This is a genomic window from Streptomyces sp. NPDC060209, from assembly GCF_042728155.1.
Taxonomy (GTDB): Bacteria; Actinomycetota; Actinomycetes; order Streptomycetales; family Streptomycetaceae; genus Streptomyces.
The window spans coordinates 17648-33182 of record NZ_JBHWZS010000025.1; the positions used below are offsets into that span (position 1 = coordinate 17648).

Here is a 15535-nt window from a genome sequence, read left to right on the forward strand (position 1 = left end):
CAGAAGGCAGGTGTCGGCGAGAGGGTGAACCGTGAGCGGTGGCAGCGACTGGGGAGGCAGAGTCCCGGGCCATATACCGCCGGGCACCGCCAGCGGGCCGGGTGGCGGCGGGGGCGGCTGGTTCTTCCCCCTGAGCCGTAGCTGGGCGGCCGGCGCCCTCGCCTACGTCATCGCCGGGTTCCTGATGGCGCGAATGCTCGTCGAGACTCTCGCCACCGACGAACGGCTCGAACAGTTCGGCTGGCGACTGGCCCTGCTGCACCTGCCCAGCGTCCTCGTGACCGCACTGACGGTCCTGGCGGCCGCCCGCTCCCTTCCCGACCGGCACCGGGAATCCCGCCGCCTGTACCTCCTCGGCTCGCTCGTCGTCCCCGTCGCCGGACTCGCGTACGGCTATGCCGTGGCGTGGGACGTCGTGGGCACCGAAGGCCTCCTGATGCCGGCCGTGGCCATGGTCACCGGCGCGGCCGTCGGGGTGGCTCTGGACCGCCTCTTCGAGGACCGGGGCGATTCGCGTTCCGCTCCCCCGTCGTACACACGCTCGTACAACTGGCGTGACAGCGGCGCCACGGCGACCGAGTACCTCGGCGTCGTCGTCCTGATCGTCGCGCTGGTCGGCGCGCTCGCCATGGCGGGGATCGGAGGCCGGATCGGGGAACGCATCCGCTGCGCCATCAGCACGCTCACCGGGGACGGCAGCGGGTGCACGACGGGCGGGGACGGGACGGCGACGCCGAAGACCGACGCCGACTACGAACCCAGGCTCTGCCAGGTCTCCAACATCTCCGACACCGCCGGCGGGAAGGTCAAGATCGGCTGGTTCGAATGGGGCGAGGAGTACGGCTTCCAGCAGAAGGTCGCCCAGGCCAACACCGATGTGAACGAGGACGGAAAGGTCGACGAGAACGACAAGCTCGTCTACATGACGTTCACCGACGCCGCGTCCGCGGGCCTCAACGCCAGCACCCCCGGCGTCAAGCTCGGCAGCCTGGGCAAGGCCGATGTCGACATCGGCGGCGGCATCAAGATCACCAACGGTGACACCTGGGTGTTCAAGAGCGAGGCGGACGCCCAGAAGATGCGGGACGACATCGAGGAAATGAAGATGTGGGAAACCTCGATGAAGCACAGCGGCAGTTACGGCAGCGGCTGGTACTCCGGCATGAAGTGGGCCGACAAGAAGGAGGACATCGAGAAGAAGATCGGCGACAAGAAGATCTCCTACTCGACCCTGGGCATCAACCTGTACGCGGACGGCGGTCTCTCCATCAAGCCGGGCGACGACACCAAGCTCGGAGCCAAGCTGGGCGGCAAGGCCAAGTTCTCGCCGGACGTGACGATCACCAAGGACGACGTCAACGGCAACGAGTCGTACACCTACACCGCCAAGCTCGAGATCGAGGGCAAGGTGGGCGGCAACGCCGGTCCGCTGGGCGGCACCGCCGGCGCCAAGGACACCCACACCGGGGCCATCACCGTCACCCGCGACCAGGAGTCCGGGAAGATCGTCCGGATCGACATGACGAAAACGGTGGAGAAGACCTCGACGTCCGACAAGGGCGAGGCCGGCGGCGACAACGGCAAGAAGGACAAGGACAAGCGCGGCGGCAAGGGCAGCGTGACCGACTCCTCCGGGGACACGGGCATCGAGGTGCAGACGAACTCGATCGTCTTCGGCAAGGAGACCGACAAGATCACCGAGGCCAAGCGCTCCCTCGCCGAGGAGTGGCTCGACGGATCCGGCAACAACACCGCCCCGTTCGAGTACATGTTCGGCGACAACTCTCTGCAGAAGAAGCCCGCCGGGACCGACCCCTTCGAGCAGCTCATGTTCCAGGACGGCCTGTCCAGCACGATGCAGTACCACGGCGAGACCGACGCCCAGGAGTTCGGCTTCGAGGTCTCCCTGGGTATGAGCCTCGGATTCTCGATCTCCGACGAGCACAAGAAGGAGACACTGACGGACGCGCAGTTCCTCGGAGCTCCGCAGGGTGACAAGCGCACGTACCTCCCGTACAGCTACTGCGCGCAGTGAACACGCGCGACGAAGAGGCGATGACGTTGACGAACTCCAGGGCGCTCGGCGCGGCCGTCGCCGCCACCCTCGGCCTGACGCTGCTCAGCGGCTGCGGCGGCACGGACGCCGCGACGGTCCCGGACGGCTGGGGCACGCTCGACACGAAGAGCGTGTCCGTCGGCTACCCCGAGGACGAGGGGTACGCCCCGCAGCCCGCCACCGAGCGGAGCAAGGCCAACGCGGCGGTCGCGCTCAAGGAGGACAAGGGGGTGCGCACCGGCATGGTCTCGGTCCAGCTGAACTTCGCCACGGGCGTCAGCGACGCCGGTGAGGCCGCCGCCGCGGCCGGCGCCGGCATCGGCCTCGGAGCGACCCGTAAGGACACCCAGGACGTGCGACTCGCGGGTGAGGAGAGCGCCCGTGAAGCGCGTCGGATCGACTACGAGTTCACGTCGACGGGCGAGGAGTCGACCCCGGCGAAGGGGACTCGGATGACAGGCGTCGTGGTGGCCGGCGTCGACTCGAAGGACGTACCGTTCGCCATCCGGATCAATGCGGTGAAGGACGCGCTGAGTCCGGCGGACCTCGACTCGTTCGTCGAGTCCATCACCGTCAAGTAACCCGTACCGGAGCCTCGTTCATGGACGCACTGCCCGGTGGCACGGCCACCTTCCTGCTGCTGTTCGGCCTGTTCCTCGGCGCGTTCGCGGTCCGCTCCGGCCTCCGGCTCTTCCGCGTGCTGCGGCTGGTCCGGCACGGCGAACGAATCGAGGGCCGGTGTTCGGACCGGCGCGTGGTGGACCGCGGATCCGGGACGGAGAACCGCTACCGCACCGAGTACGTCTTCGCCTTCCGCACCCCGGACGGCAGTGAGGTCGAGTTCACGGACCATGCCCCCGGTCCCTTCGGCTTCGAGGTCGGGGCGCCGGTGCGCGTGACCTACGACCCGGCGGCCCCGGACCGGCGGGCCACTGTGGCGGGACCCGGCGCATGGGGGCCGGTGCTGATGCCGGCGGTGTTCGCCACGGTGCTCGGGCTGTTCTCGCTGGGGCTGCTTGTCGCGTTCGCGGCGACGGTGAGCTGAGCGCGTCCGTCGTGCAGGCAGGCCGTTCCGGCCGGCGTCGGCACCCTCCCCCGCATCGCGACGGCCCCGGTTATCCACAGGCCCAGGCAGCAATCCGGCCCGCGAGGCATCCTCTCTCCATGACGGGGAACCTTCAGCACTTCGCCCGGTGGGGCCTTCTACTCACCCGGGAGGTCGTCGCCGCCGGTGTGGAAGCACGGCAGCTGAGCCGATCGCTGCACGCGGGGCGCTGGCAGCGCGTGGTGACGGGGGCCTGGGCGGCGCCCGGCGTCGAGCTGACACCGTGGGTGAAGGCCCGCGCCGTACAGATACTGCACCCGGGCCACACCCTCAGCCATGGCGCCGCGGCGTCACTCCACCTGATCGAACTCCTCCGGGAAGCACTGGAGTTCACCGACCCGGCCAGCACCACCGGTCGACGCCACGGCTTCACGGTGCACCGTACGTTTCTCACCCCCGCCGAGATCTGCGCACGCCGCGGGCTGCGGGCCACCACTCCGCTGCGTACCCTGCGCGACCTGCTCCTGTCCGGTCCGAGGGACGCGGCGCTGGTCGCTGTGGACTCCGCGCTGAGTCCCCGCGTGGTGGGCGGAATCCGCCGTGCACGCCTGGTCACCACCGACCTGCTGACCGCCGCCTGTGCGACGCACCCCACCCGCCGCCACCGCTTGCCGCGGGCGCAAGGATGGCTCGCACTGGCCGATCCGCAGAGCGGCTCACCCGCCGAGACGGTGGCCCGGCTACGCATGCACGATGCCGGCCTGCACCCGCTCAGCCAGGCGGAACTGCTGACCCCCGCGGGCCGCCGGATCCGGGCCGACTTCCTCTTCGTACGGGAGGGCGTGGTGGTGGAGATCGAGGGCTATGCCTACCACGGCGGCCGTGGCGCCCACCGCCGCGACCTGGACCGCTTCAACGCGCTGAGCGCCTGCCCCGGAGTCCGGCTGATCCTCCGCTTCCCCGCCGTGACGGTCTTCCGCACACCCGACCGCATGATCAGCGAGATCCGCGCGGCGCTGGCGAGCACGGTGCCGGCGTGAGGTGGAATCGCCGGGAGCGCCCGCCCGCGGCCCGGTCCGCTCAGAGGCCCTCCGGGTGGCTGGAGAGCCAGGTGGCGTACCGGTCCCGCAACCGGTCCCGCTCCTCGGGCGTGGCGAGGAAGACATCCGCACCTCCGTCATAGGGGTGATGGATGCGTCGCATCGCGGTGTCGGTGATGAGGACGCCCCCCACCTTGTCGTCGGCCACATCACGGAGCGTCGCGTCGATGCAGCCGTGCCGCCATGGCCTGCGGGCGGCGAAGAGGTGGCAGTACGTGCGGAACTCGGGGTCGGGATCGTCCTCCACCAGCAGGCTCCGCCAGTAGTTGGCATCCGGCCGGTGAGTCGGGGCCGACGGCTCGGTCGCCCACACGGGCGTGATCACATACACGTCACCACCGGCGAACAGCTGGTCCAGGACGGTGTTGTACCGCTCCAGGAGGATGCCGTACTCGCTCTCGTCCTCCGCGTACCGCTTCGACTCCGGCAGGCTGTGGAACCGTATCCACACGTCGCGGTAGGGGTCACGCAGCTTGTACCCCACGGGGGGACAGAGCGGCCATCGCCGCTCCCACAGCTCCGTCAGCACTGCCGCCCGCGCATCCCCGGCCACCCGCGCCACTCACCCTCCCGCGTCCGCACCTGCCGGCCACCATGGTGCCGGTCCTCGCCCTCGGCCGCCACGGAATACCGCACGCACAGCCCGGCCCGCGCGATCACGGCGCTCCGGGATCAGGAGGGCTGATCGTCGGCATCGACTGTGTCGGCAACTGCGGTGCCGGTCCCTGCTGTTCGATCAGCACGAGAGCACTGGACGGGACGGCGGCCCGGAGCTCGACCAGCCTGATGAGCGCCGCGTGCAGCTCCCGAACGCCCACATAGGCCTCATGCGCGAGTACCAACCTGGCCTGGGTCTCCAGTTGCTGCCACGCATATCGCCTGCGGAGGTTCGCCGTCTGCCGTACATCGGCACGCAGGAAGGTCGCCCCGGCCGAAAAGCCCGCCGCCAGGAGGGCGAGAACGGCCGCCGGCACGCGCGCCCCGGCGGAGGCGAGCCCCGCGGCACCGGAGATCCCCGCGAGAACCGCTGCCGGGAAGCCGAGGAACAGGTACGTCGCGTTCCACAGCTTGCTACGCCGCTGCGCCCTCCTGGCCCCGATGCTCGCCTCGCCGACGATCTTCTCGACCTCCGCGCGGAGGTGTCGTATGTGCGCGTCTGCGGCAGTCGGCTCGGAACGATCCCCCGGCACGGTCCCCATGCCCCCGAGATACCCAACAACCGCACCCACGACCCACGGCCCCCCAGTCGCGGAGAAGTCAATGACACCCATACCGGACATCCCGGGCCACAATCCGTCCGTGACATCCCAACGGCCCTTCAGCGAGTCCCCGCGTCATTGCGGGAGGAGGACCCAGGACTTCACCCCCTGATGGGGTGGCCGGGCCTCGCCGACGCCCCAGTCACCGCCCCAGTCGTCGACGACGGCCGCCAGCAGCCAGAGGGCCCGCCGACGCCGGACCTCGCAGAGGGCGAGGGTGTCCGGATCGGCGTGGCGGGGGTGCTGGTCCCAGACGACGAGACGGAGGGCGTCGTCACGGTGTCGCAGCGAGAGGTAGAGCTCGCGGCCGGGCGTGAGCGCCGCGTTGACGGCGATCAGCTCGGTGACGGCGAGCGTGGCCGGCCACCCGTGGGAGCGCAGCCCGTACGTGGACAACGCGGCCGTGACCGCGTGCCTCCCGACCGCCGCACTGCGTGGGTCACCCGGCAGCGTGAGGCTCAGGACGAGCCCTCGGTGCGGGCGGGGGCTCGGCGGCTCGAGGTGCGGGGCGGGCCGTAGTGACCTCGCGGGACACAGAGCGGTGCGTTGGGGTGGTGGCGAGTACGGGCGCATGGCTGACTCCCGGGTACGGGGCTGAGTTGACGGTCGCCGCTGCTGCGGCCGAGTTGTGGCCTGTCTCTCTGACGCGGACCTGCCCCTCCCAGGGCAGGAGGTGCGGGCAGGGCGGCGCGATGCACTTCGACTTGGCGCAGCGTGTGCGGTGCGGTACTCAATGTAGTCACGAGGGGGCAAAATTGCCCCCACGAAAGGAGAACTGAACCCTTTCGAGGATGAGTCACATGCACAGGCGGCAGACTGCCGGTGACCGCACGCGGAGAGGAACGGCATGGCAGCGAGGACGGCCCCTACTGAACGGCAGAAGCGCCTCGGGGCAGAGCTGCGGATACTGCGCACGTCGGCCGGCGTCTCGGCCGAGTCCGCGGCCGGGCTCCTGGGCGTCGATCGCGGCAAGATCTCGAACATCGAGGCGGGTGCGCGGCCCATCAGCCCGGATCGCCTGCGCACCTTGGCCCACAACTGCGGCTGCACCGACCGTGAGTACATCGACGCGCTCGTCGAGATGGCACAGCCCTCGAGCCGAGGATGGTGGGAGAAGTACCGGGGCACGCTGCCCCAGGGACTCTTCGACATCGCCGAGTTGGAGGCCCACGCCCTCCGGATGCGAGCCGCCTACGCGATGCATATGCCTGGCCTTCTCCAGACGACCGACCACGCTCTCGCCCTGTTCCGAGTCGTCATTCCGCAACTGCCGGAGCGGGAGATCACACTGCGCCTGGCCCACCGGGTGGAACGTCAAGGCGTGCTTGACGGCGACTCGCCGCCTTCCTACACCGCCATCGTCCACGAGGCGGCCCTGCGTATGCAGTTCGGCGGTCGCGCGGTGGCGCAAGCCCAGCTCGGGAACCTGCTCAAGAAATCCGAGCACCCCAGCGTCAGGTTGCTCGTCATCCCCTTCGCAGCAGGAGAGTTTCCCGGCGCGGGGCAAACGGTGTTGTACGCGGAGGGCGCGGCCCCGCAACTGGACACCGTACAGATCGACAACTCGCACGGTCCGCTTTTCGTCCACTCGCAGACCCAGTTGGCCAAGTACAGGGCTCATCTGGACTGGATGGAGCGGATTGCTCTGTCACCCGATGATTCGCGGGACGTCATTCACACCATCACACGGCGACTCTGAGGAGAAGACGGATGTCCGAAGTGCAGTGGGAAGAGCCGTTCTGCGGAGAAGGAAACTCCTGCTTCCGGATAGGCACCGACACAAAAGGGAACGGCTACATCGCCCTCGTGGGGGCGGAGGATCGTTACCTCACCGACAGCCGCGAGGCCCTCCAGCAGATGATCCGGGACATCAAGGCCGGCAAGGCCGATCACCTGCTGTAGGCGGCGTCCGCATCCCCGGCCACCGGGCGCCTGCGACGGCTCAGGAGCTGCCAGGCGCCCAGGCCCAGGACCAGCACGGTTCCGGTGCCGATCCCGGCGAAGCCGATCGCGCGCATCGTGAGGGCCTCACCGCTGCCGGAACCCGTGCTGCCGAGGCCGAAGCCTGCCGCTTCCGCATCGCCGTCGTACGGTGGGCCCTGCTGCGCCGTTCCCTCCAGGCCGACGTTCAACGTCATGGGAACACTGCTGGACACCTTGGGGTCGAGGCTCACCTGAATGTAGTACCAGCCCTCGAACCGCATGGCCGACTCCCCGTCCGAGGCCCTCGCGAACCGGTTCGCGTAGGCAGCCGGGGCTGTGCCGAGATCGACTCCGGTAGGGGTACCCGTATAGCCGGTGCTCTTGTCGGAGACGAGGCCACGAGCGGTGTTGTACAGCGCCAGGCGAAGCCCGTTGGCGGAGAAGGCCGAGCTGCCCGACGTCGAGTTGGCCAACTGGGCCCGCAGGAAGAGCTGCTGCCCCCAGGCGACCGGCACCTTGTAGAACCGGCTGTCTCCGGGCCGGAGGTCGTCCCTCCAGGTCCCGTCGTCAACGGCTACCGCGTCGTTGAACCCCGTACCGCCATTCACCTTCTGCGGAGTGCCCTCGCCGCCCGCGGACGGTGCTTTCGAGCTCCATGAGGTCGGCGCCTGGGGCTCCGCCGCACCGGGCTTGAGCCCGGGTTCGGCCATGTAGGTCAGCTCGATGGGCCACTTGGCAGCGCCGCTGGTCTGCGGGCCCGCCCATGCCACGGTGTAGAGGTAGTCGCCGGCCTGCCGGCAGGCAGTGCTGTCGTCCCCGATGCGACGCGACGCGTAGCCCGCGATCGGACGTGTGGTGTCGCCCCCGAAGTACATGGCCGGACTGGAACTGCACGGCGTTCCGTCAGCCGACGTCAAGGACAGCTGGATCCCGTCGAGGATGCCGCTCTTGGTACCCGGGGGCGGGGCGAGCACGGTGGAGACGAACGCGTTGGAGGTCTCGTCCAGCCGGACCCGGTAGTACTTCTTCTCGCCCGGGCCGATGGTGTCGGAGTAGATCTTCGCCCGCTCCAGCTGGGGCCCGTCCGCACTCGACTCCGTGCCGGTGACTGGCAGCGCCCCCTGCGCAGGCCGGTACGAGGAGGCGCCTCCCGGAGCATCGTCCGCGCGCAGGTGTGCCGCTGCGGTGCCCGGCAGCAGCAGTACGCAGAGCAGCGCTGCCACTCCGACGAGCGCACCGCCTCCGGGCCTCGACATCATTCCGCTCTTCTCCTCCGACACTGGGAACCGTTCACACGAGGGCTCGGTGCCCCTGACCGAATGGTCACGGCACCGAGCCCCCGGGGCTGTCCACCGGCTCTACGAGCTGCCGGTGCGCTGGAAGGTGACCTCCACACGCCGGTTCTTCTTACGGCCTTCTTCGGTCTCGTTGCTCGCGATCGGGTACTGCTCCCCGTAGCCACGGATCTCGAAGATGACGTTCGGGAGCCCCGGGGACAGTACTCCCTGCACCGCGTTGGCCCGCTCCTTGGAGAGGACGTCACCGTGGGCGGAGGAGCCGAGGTTGTCGGTGAAGCCGAAGACTCGGACCTTGGTGGCGTTCTGGTTCTTGATCTCCTGCGCGATCGCGGTGATGCGGGCGTTGGCCTCACCGCTCAGCTTCGCGCTGTCCTTGCCGAAGAGGACCTCGGCCTGGAGGGCGAAGGTGATGTCCACGTTGGTGTCCTCGCGGCGTTCCTCCCCGCCCAGATCCTCGACGACGGATTTGATGTCGAGGACGCGGACATCGCCGAGGGTCGCGCCGTCGCCGAGCATCAGCCCGGGCGAGTTCGCGTCGATCTCGATGGGCGGCGAGGCACTGGGCACGGCCGTGGGATTGTCGTCCGCCGTCGCGGAGGCGGCTCCCCAGAGCGTTGACGTGCCGAGGACCACGGTTGCCGCGACGCAGAGTCCGACGCGGCGGCGCAGCGCGCCTCGTGATGTGTGTGGGGTGGGGGTGGGTGGCTGCATGGTGGTCATCACCCGGAGATCTTGATCGACGCGGTGGGCATGGTCGGGATCTGGAGGTCGACTTCGGTGGTCGCCTGAGGCGGGGCGGGGAACTGGGCGAAGAACGGTGCCTCGGCATCCGGCTCAAGTCCCTCGAACTTCGTGCACAGGCAACGGCCGTCAGTGTCACGCAGGATCAGATAGCGCTTCTTCCCGACCTGGTCCACCAAGGTCGCGCCCGCCATGGATGCGCCGTTGTTCACGAGTTCCTGCTCAAGCCCTTGCCAGCCGGCAGCAGCCCAGATCTGCTCCGATCCGTTCTTCACCCGCCCCTTGACGGTGACGAACCCTCCGGATTCACGCTTGGCCGAGCTGACAGTGACCTCAACGCCGTCCTTGCCCTTGATCGTGGCAAGCACCTGGCTCTCATCCTCTGCCTCGGGCCCCGGCGCCTCACTCTTCTTGCTGTCGGAGGAAGTGGACGGTTCTTTGGTCTTTCCCTCCGAGTCGTCCGACCCCCCGTCGCCGCCACACGCCGTCAGCACGACAGCCATGGCTACAGAGGCAGCCGCCACAGCGGCCCCCTTGAAGCGAATCCGGGTCATGGCTGCACGCATCGGCGTGGTCCTCTCGGTGTCGTTCATCTACTTGTCGGCCAGGTGGACGGAGAACAGGTCTGCCAGGTCCGGCAGGAGCTTGAGGTTCTTCGGGTCGATGTCGAAGTCCAAGTCTTCGTCATCGCAGACGGCTTTGTACGCCTTCCGCTCCTCGGACTCATCCGTGTCGCCCTCGTCGTCATCCGTCGGAGGGCTCGGCGCGGGACGTGTGTCCTCTTCGATACGGCAGCGCGGCTCGATCACCGCTCGTGCGGTAGCCGTGGCCTTCGTCGTCGTCGTACTGGCGATCACCGAGTCGCCGACGGGCTTGTTCGTCTCGACCGTGACGGTGTACGAGACCTCTGGCCAGTCCTCCGCATAGCAATCGTTCTCGCGGATGTGGGCATCGTTGTCGGCCGCCAGCCGGCCGGCGGCATCGCAGGAACCCGAAAAAGCTCCGCGCCCGCCCAGCAGGTCGTCCCACTCCTTGAGGTCGAAGGCCCCGGGCCATTTCCACGCGTCTCGCGCGTCCGTCGCCGCCGCGAGCGCAGCCGCGTCAGCGGCGGTCTGGGCCTCGTTCTTCTTCATCGATGCCTGGCCGACGGCAAAGTAGGCGAACGCAAGGAAGAGCAGGCCCGCCACCACCATGATGTAGATGGGGAAAGCCTGCCCTGCCTCGCACCTCTGTCTGGCTTCTACTTGCCGCCAGTGATCTTGTTGATCTGCCCGGTGATGGCAGTTCCGATCGTCGTGCCGATGTTCGTCAGCATGAGCGCCGCGATGAGCGCCACGACCACCACGATGATGCCCAGGTACTCCACCGCGCCCTGCCCCCGGTCCGCCTGGGCCCGGGCCTTCATGCGCTCCACCGAAGTGTTCGCCCAGACCTTGGCGTTGACGGAAGCCTTCAGCATCAGGTTGCTCATGGTGTTCCCCTCCGGGTCCGGCCGACCGATGGCCGGCCGACGCGTATGTCTCTGTGGTGCCGCTTCTGGGACCGGCTTCCTCCTGGCCGGTTCCGTCGGCGACATGAGAAATGTACGACGGGACGGCCCGTCCGGCGGAGGGCCCCAGGGCCCAAACCCGGGCCCAAAGCGGTCGTTGGGCCCATCTTCCTGCGCGCACCCCCGTGCCGGGGCTCCTCCCCCGTTCAGCCATGGCTGCCTGTCCCCCTCGCTCCAGGTCCCGACCCCGGCGCCGTGCCGAGCCATCGGGCTATCGCCTCACTACGGCTGCCGCTGTGCAGCTTGGTGAAGATCCTGTTGATGTGGTTCTTGACTGTCTTCTCGCTGATGAAGCAGGTGGCGGCGATCTGCTGGTTGCTCATGCCCGAAGAGATGAGCTCCATGACCTCCACCTCCCTCGAACTGAGGTCGTACGGACGCCCGTTGGGCGCCTGCTGTCTGTTGGGTCCCCCGTCAGTCGAAGACTGTGCCACAACAGGTTGCAGTTGCGAAAGGCTTTGCGAATGTCCTGCCGGTTGCGCCGGAGGCCGCGCGGGGGCCTGTGCGTCGTAGGCACCGGCGCCCGGTGGCTGCGCCACGGAGCCGGGGCCGTGGGGCGGAACGCCTGTCGTCAGGGCCGTTCCGAGCCCCTCCGGGAGTTGCCTCGGCTGCCGGTCCGCCCCTTGGCGCATATGGGCGAGCAGCGCCTTGGCCGCTGTTGCGGTGAAGGGGGCCCGGCCGCTCTTCGTGTCGCGTACGGACTGCACGAGTTCATCCGCGGTGAACTCGCCGTGCACCAGGTAGCCGCCCGCGCCCAGACGCAGTGCCTCGTGCACGATGTCGCTCTCGCGGCTGTACGTCAGCATCATCACGGGTGCAACCTGCACCAGGTGCGGCAAGGCGGAGAGGCCGTCCACTCCGGGCATGCGCACGTCGAGCAGGATGACGTCCGGCCGGTGGCGTACAGCGGCTTCGTAGGCTTCGCGCCCGTCCGCGGCCTCGGCCACGACCTCGATGTCCACGCGGCCGCTGAGCAGGACCCCGAGTCCCGCCCGAACGACGGGGTTGTCGTCCGCGACGACGACCCGCAGGGGCCCGGGGGCTGGACTGTCTGGGGCGGCGGGGAACGCGGGCATTGGCTGGGGCGCCGAGGCCGATCCGGCGGATGTCGCGGATGGTTCGGCTGCCGAGGCCTGCTGATGGCCCGGCGGGGGCTGGGTGGCCGGGAATGCGGGGGAGCTGACTTCCGTGCTGAGCGGAGTGCGGTGCGAGGACGTGTGCTGGGAGGCGTGGTGCTGTGCCGCCCAGTCCTGGCCCGACGCGCGGGATACGTCGTCCTGCATTCTGCGACCTCCTCTCAGGTGTCGTGGGGACGAAGGTGCGGGGAGCGGTAAAGCAGGAGCGGTGGAGCAGAAGCGGTGGAGCAGGAGCGGTTCGGCCCGCGTACCGACTACCGATGCGGTTACGGGTCCGAGGCCGTCGTCCGGGCCGGGATCAGAGCGGCGGTCGGCAGTTCCACGCGTACCTCGGTGCCCTTGGCCGCCCGTCCCTTGCCGATGCGGATGCGCGCGCCGATGGAGGCCGCGCGTTCGACCATGCCGACGAGCCCGAAGTGGCCGGCCCGCCTCAGGTCGTCGAGTGTGATGCCTGCGGGCAGACCCTGACCGTCGTCGTACACGCTGACGCGCAGGACGTCGCCCTTGATGCCCGCGAGGACGACGAGGTAGGTGGGGTGGGCGTGCCGGTTGGCGTTCTCCATCGCCTCGGAGGCGACGGTGAGCAGTTGTCTGGCGACGACCTGGGGGACCAGGGGTACAGGCGTTTCACTGAGGGTGCGGAACACAGTGTTCATTCCGTGGCGTCGGGTGAAATCCTCCGTCCTGGCCCTCAGTTCGGTGACGATGTCCACGCCGCCGTCCAGGCCGGATTCGCGGCGCAGGTCGGAGAGGAGCTCACGGGATTCGGCGGCAGCCCGGCGGGCGGACCTGGCTACCAGCTCTGCCTGGTGTCTGACGGTGCGCGGGTCCATCCGGTCGGAGGAGCGCGCCAGGCCGTCGGCTGCGAGGGCCAGGCCGTGCAGGGTCTTGGCGACGGAGTCGTGCATCTCTCGGGCGAGCCGTGCGCGTTCGTCCTCGACGGCCACGCTGACGGCGAGGCGGGCCCGGGTCTCGGTCAGTGCCTGGCTGGCGGCACCGACACGGAGCATCAGGTTGCGCAGGGCGACGCCGACGGCTCCTGCGAGGACGCAGAATCCGGGGAGGAGGAGCACCTCGGCCAGGCTCGTCTGTGGGCGGTTGTCGGCGCCGTAGGCCGCTGCCAGGATCAGGCTCTGTACGACGGCGAAGACACCGGCGACCCGCCAGCCGTAGAGGAGTCCGGCGAGCAGCGGGGTGCAGACGACCGCGTAGCCGAGGGTCGATTCGGGGGTGGCGGTGAACAGGAGCAGCGCGCCGAAGACGGTGTCGACGCCCAGGAGCAGCGGGTAGCGCACCAGGAGCGGCCCGAAGCGCTCCCAGTCGCGGTAGAGGGCGTACGAGCCGACGAAGGTCACCAGGACGGCCGATCCCACCAGCCAGCCGGCGAGGCCGGGGGCGCTGTTGCCGAGCGCCTGCGGGGTGCCGATGGCGATCATGGCGAGCCGGAAGAGGAACACCTGCCGGGCCAGCGCCTGGAGGGCGTTGACCTGGATCGACACCGTGGGTGCCGGGCCCACCGGGGTGGACAGGGTGTGGCGGGAGTCCGCGGGTTCCGGTCCCGGCTGCAGGGAGATGGTCATCGGCCGGCCGCTCACTCCCCCGTCAGGGATCCGAAGTCGGTGCCGGATCCGAGCAGCATGGCGGCGCCCATGAGGAGCACGGTCGCCGGGATCATGAACGTGGTCACCATCAGGGTGGCCTTGGGGACCGCCTTGGCCGCCTTGCGCCTGGCGTTCTGCGCGTCGGTGCGGCGCATGTCGTTCGCGATGGCGATGAGGGTGTCCACGATCGGCGCGCCGAGTTCCTCACCCTGCTGGAGAGCGGTGACGAACATGGCGACCTGTTCGGAGTCGTTACGCTTGCGCAGTTCGTCGAAGGCCTGGCGGCGGCTGACGCCCATGTCCATCTGCCGCAGGGTGATGCGCAGTTCGTCGGCCCATGGGCCCTTGTACTTCTCCGACACCCGGTCCAGTGCCTGGCGGAAGCCGAGTCCGGCGGAGACGACGACGGCGAGGACGTCCAGGAAGTCGGGAAGCGTGCGGTCGATGTCGTCCCTGCGCTTGCGTACGGCGGCCCAGATGCCGACCTCGCCCCAGAAGAGGCCGAAGGCGACCATGAGGAGGGCCATGAAGAACTGGCCGCTGGTGAGCATCACGAAGGCGGTGAATCCTCCGAGGACGCTGTAGACGGCCCGGCGGGCGGCGTAGCGGTCGATGGTGAGCCCGCCGGGGTTGCCGGCCATGTCGATCTTGCGGCGCTTCTCGGTGACCTTCTTCGGCCCCATCAGGCGGAGCACCAGTGGTGCCCAGCGCATTCCGAGCCGGTCGATGCCGGAGCCCACCGCGGTGGTGCGGGTCGAGCCCACTTCCAGGGCGAGCGCGAGGTCACCGGGGAGGGTGGCCTCGGCGCGGTACATCCGTACACCCTTGAAGACGCCGAACACACTGAGGCCGACGACGAGAGCGAGCAGCAGTTCCATACCGGTCCCCTCCTCAGATATCGATCTTGGAAATGCGGCGGATGGCGATGAACCCGACGGTGTAGAGGCCGAGCGAGACGATGACGGCGATCTGGCCGACGACCGATCCCGTCATCCGGTCGAGCGCTCCGGGGAGGATCGCGTTGACGAGGAGCATCGCGCCGACGCCGATGGCCGGGACGGCGTACGCGGTGGCGTTGATCTGCGAGAGCTGGGTGCGGACCTCGCGCCGGGTCTCCTTGCGCTCCTCCAGGGTGATGGTGAGGTTGCGCAGCGAGGAGACCACTTGGCCGCCGGCCCGGTTGGAGAGGATCAGGGTGGCCACGAGCACGACCAGTTCGCGGGACGGCAGGCGGGTGGCGAGCTCGTCCAGCGAGTCGTCGAGCGTGCGGCCCACCCCCAGCTGGTCGGCGACGATGCGGAGTTCGTCGCCTGCGGGGGCTTCGAGTTCATCGGCGGCCATGGCGATGGAGGTGCGCAGGGAGAGGCCGGCCTGGGTGGCGTTGGCCAGCACCCTGGAGATCTCCGGCAGCTGGCTGATGAAGGCCTCGGTGCGTTTGGTGCGGTGCCAGTTCAGGAAGGTGTTGGCGCCCCAGATCGCGGCGATTCCGGCGAGCGGTCCGAAGAACGAGGCCAGGACGGAGGCGGCGATCAGCCACAGAGCCGCTACCGAGGCCACGATGTAGACGAGGTATTCGCCCGGGGTGACGTCGAGACCGGTGGCCGCGAGCTTCAGCTCGATCCTCTTGCCCAGTTTCGTACGGCGCAGCCGGCGGTCGAGCGTCCGGAAGCGGCGCTGCGGGCCCATCTCGATCTGCCCGGTCGAGGAGAGCCGGTCGACGAGGGCTTCGCGCTGGGCCTTGCCCGAGTTGTACGCGTGCAGGCCAAGGACGCCGAGGACGCAGCACAGCAGCGTGACGCCGATGGTGAGCGGTGCGAGGTTGTCCAT

Annotated in this window: 17 protein-coding genes and 1 pseudogene; 6 read left to right on the forward strand and 12 right to left on the reverse strand. The window is 69.1% G+C overall.

Annotated elements, in window-relative coordinates; all coding sequences use genetic code 11:
• Nucleotides 1-31 precede the first annotated feature (31 nt).
• The 4 genes from ACFWFI_RS07690 (at nucleotide 32) to ACFWFI_RS07705 (ending at nucleotide 4141) form a co-directional block, all read left to right on the forward strand.
• Nucleotides 32-2035, forward strand: a complete 2004-nt coding sequence (locus tag ACFWFI_RS07690; protein ID WP_387386806.1) for a hypothetical protein — start codon at nucleotides 32-34, stop codon at nucleotides 2033-2035.
• Between the two features lie 20 nt (nucleotides 2036-2055).
• Nucleotides 2056-2637 (forward strand): hypothetical protein, encoded by a 582-nt coding sequence (locus ACFWFI_RS07695; protein ID WP_387386809.1) that lies wholly within the window; start codon nucleotides 2056-2058, stop codon nucleotides 2635-2637.
• Between the two features lie 20 nt (nucleotides 2638-2657).
• Nucleotides 2658-3101 carry a DUF3592 domain-containing protein gene (locus tag ACFWFI_RS07700; protein WP_387386811.1) on the forward strand — a complete coding sequence of 148 codons (444 nt, stop codon included), beginning with the start codon at nucleotides 2658-2660 and terminating at the stop codon, nucleotides 3099-3101.
• Nucleotides 3102-3220: 119 nt separating this feature from the next.
• A complete protein-coding gene (locus tag ACFWFI_RS07705) occupies nucleotides 3221-4141 on the forward strand; it encodes a hypothetical protein (RefSeq protein WP_387386813.1) in 921 nt (306 codons plus the stop codon).
• A gap of 40 nt (nucleotides 4142-4181) precedes the next feature.
• Here the strand turns inward: ACFWFI_RS07705 and ACFWFI_RS07710 are convergent, their stop codons facing one another.
• From ACFWFI_RS07710 to ACFWFI_RS07720, 3 genes are all read right to left on the reverse strand, one after another.
• The gene (locus tag ACFWFI_RS07710; protein ID WP_387386815.1) at nucleotides 4182-4685 is read right to left on the reverse strand and encodes a DUF3885 domain-containing protein; all 504 of its coding nucleotides are present in this window, start codon (nucleotides 4683-4685) and stop codon (nucleotides 4182-4184) included.
• A gap of 172 nt (nucleotides 4686-4857) precedes the next feature.
• The gene (locus tag ACFWFI_RS07715; protein WP_387386817.1) at nucleotides 4858-5400 is read right to left on the reverse strand and encodes a hypothetical protein; all 543 of its coding nucleotides are present in this window, start codon (nucleotides 5398-5400) and stop codon (nucleotides 4858-4860) included.
• Between the two features lie 135 nt (nucleotides 5401-5535).
• The gene (locus ACFWFI_RS07720) at nucleotides 5536-5856 is read right to left on the reverse strand and encodes an ATP-binding protein (protein ID WP_387386819.1); all 321 of its coding nucleotides are present in this window, start codon (nucleotides 5854-5856) and stop codon (nucleotides 5536-5538) included.
• A 451-nt stretch (nucleotides 5857-6307) separates the two neighbouring features.
• Here ACFWFI_RS07720 and ACFWFI_RS07725 point away from each other — a divergent pair, with 451 nt between their 5' ends.
• Both ACFWFI_RS07725 and ACFWFI_RS07730 read left to right on the forward strand, forming a co-directional pair.
• Nucleotides 6308-7159, forward strand: a complete 852-nt coding sequence (locus tag ACFWFI_RS07725) for a helix-turn-helix domain-containing protein (RefSeq protein WP_387386821.1) — start codon at nucleotides 6308-6310, stop codon at nucleotides 7157-7159.
• 11 nt (nucleotides 7160-7170) lie between these two features.
• Entirely contained in the window at nucleotides 7171-7362 is a 192-nt protein-coding gene (locus ACFWFI_RS07730) for a hypothetical protein (RefSeq protein WP_387386823.1), read from the forward strand.
• On the opposite strand, the gene ACFWFI_RS07735 is transcribed toward ACFWFI_RS07730, so the two are convergent.
• The 9 genes and pseudogenes from ACFWFI_RS07735 to ACFWFI_RS07775 all read right to left on the reverse strand — a co-directional run bounded on the left by ACFWFI_RS07735 (nucleotide 7350) and on the right by ACFWFI_RS07775 (nucleotide 15535).
• Nucleotides 7350-8642 (reverse strand): hypothetical protein, encoded by a 1293-nt coding sequence (locus ACFWFI_RS07735; protein WP_387386826.1) that lies wholly within the window; start codon nucleotides 8640-8642, stop codon nucleotides 7350-7352. The genes ACFWFI_RS07730 and ACFWFI_RS07735 overlap by 13 nt on opposite strands.
• 99 nt (nucleotides 8643-8741) lie before the next feature.
• Entirely contained in the window at nucleotides 8742-9392 is a 651-nt protein-coding gene (locus tag ACFWFI_RS07740; protein WP_387386884.1) for an OmpA family protein, read from the reverse strand.
• 8 nt (nucleotides 9393-9400) lie between these two features.
• Complete coding sequence (locus tag ACFWFI_RS07745; protein WP_387386886.1) at nucleotides 9401-9988, reverse strand: hypothetical protein; 588 nt, start codon at nucleotides 9986-9988, stop codon at nucleotides 9401-9403.
• Between the two features lie 27 nt (nucleotides 9989-10015).
• Nucleotides 10016-10627 (reverse strand): annotated as a pseudogene (locus ACFWFI_RS07750) (pilus assembly protein TadG-related protein); the annotation flags it as partial.
• Between the two features lie 35 nt (nucleotides 10628-10662).
• On the reverse strand, nucleotides 10663-10893 hold the full coding sequence (locus ACFWFI_RS07755) for a hypothetical protein (protein WP_387386828.1): 231 nt from the start codon (nucleotides 10891-10893) through the stop codon (nucleotides 10663-10665).
• Nucleotides 10894-11117: 224 nt separating this feature from the next.
• Nucleotides 11118-12254 (reverse strand): response regulator, encoded by a 1137-nt coding sequence (locus ACFWFI_RS07760; protein WP_387386829.1) that lies wholly within the window; start codon nucleotides 12252-12254, stop codon nucleotides 11118-11120.
• Between the two features lie 119 nt (nucleotides 12255-12373).
• The gene (locus tag ACFWFI_RS07765) at nucleotides 12374-13687 is read right to left on the reverse strand and encodes a sensor histidine kinase (protein ID WP_387386832.1); all 1314 of its coding nucleotides are present in this window, start codon (nucleotides 13685-13687) and stop codon (nucleotides 12374-12376) included.
• 11 nt (nucleotides 13688-13698) lie between these two features.
• Complete coding sequence (locus tag ACFWFI_RS07770; protein WP_387386835.1) at nucleotides 13699-14586, reverse strand: DUF5936 domain-containing protein; 888 nt, start codon at nucleotides 14584-14586, stop codon at nucleotides 13699-13701.
• Between the two features lie 13 nt (nucleotides 14587-14599).
• Nucleotides 14600-15535, reverse strand: a complete 936-nt coding sequence (locus tag ACFWFI_RS07775) for a type II secretion system F family protein (RefSeq protein ID WP_387386837.1) — start codon at nucleotides 15533-15535, stop codon at nucleotides 14600-14602.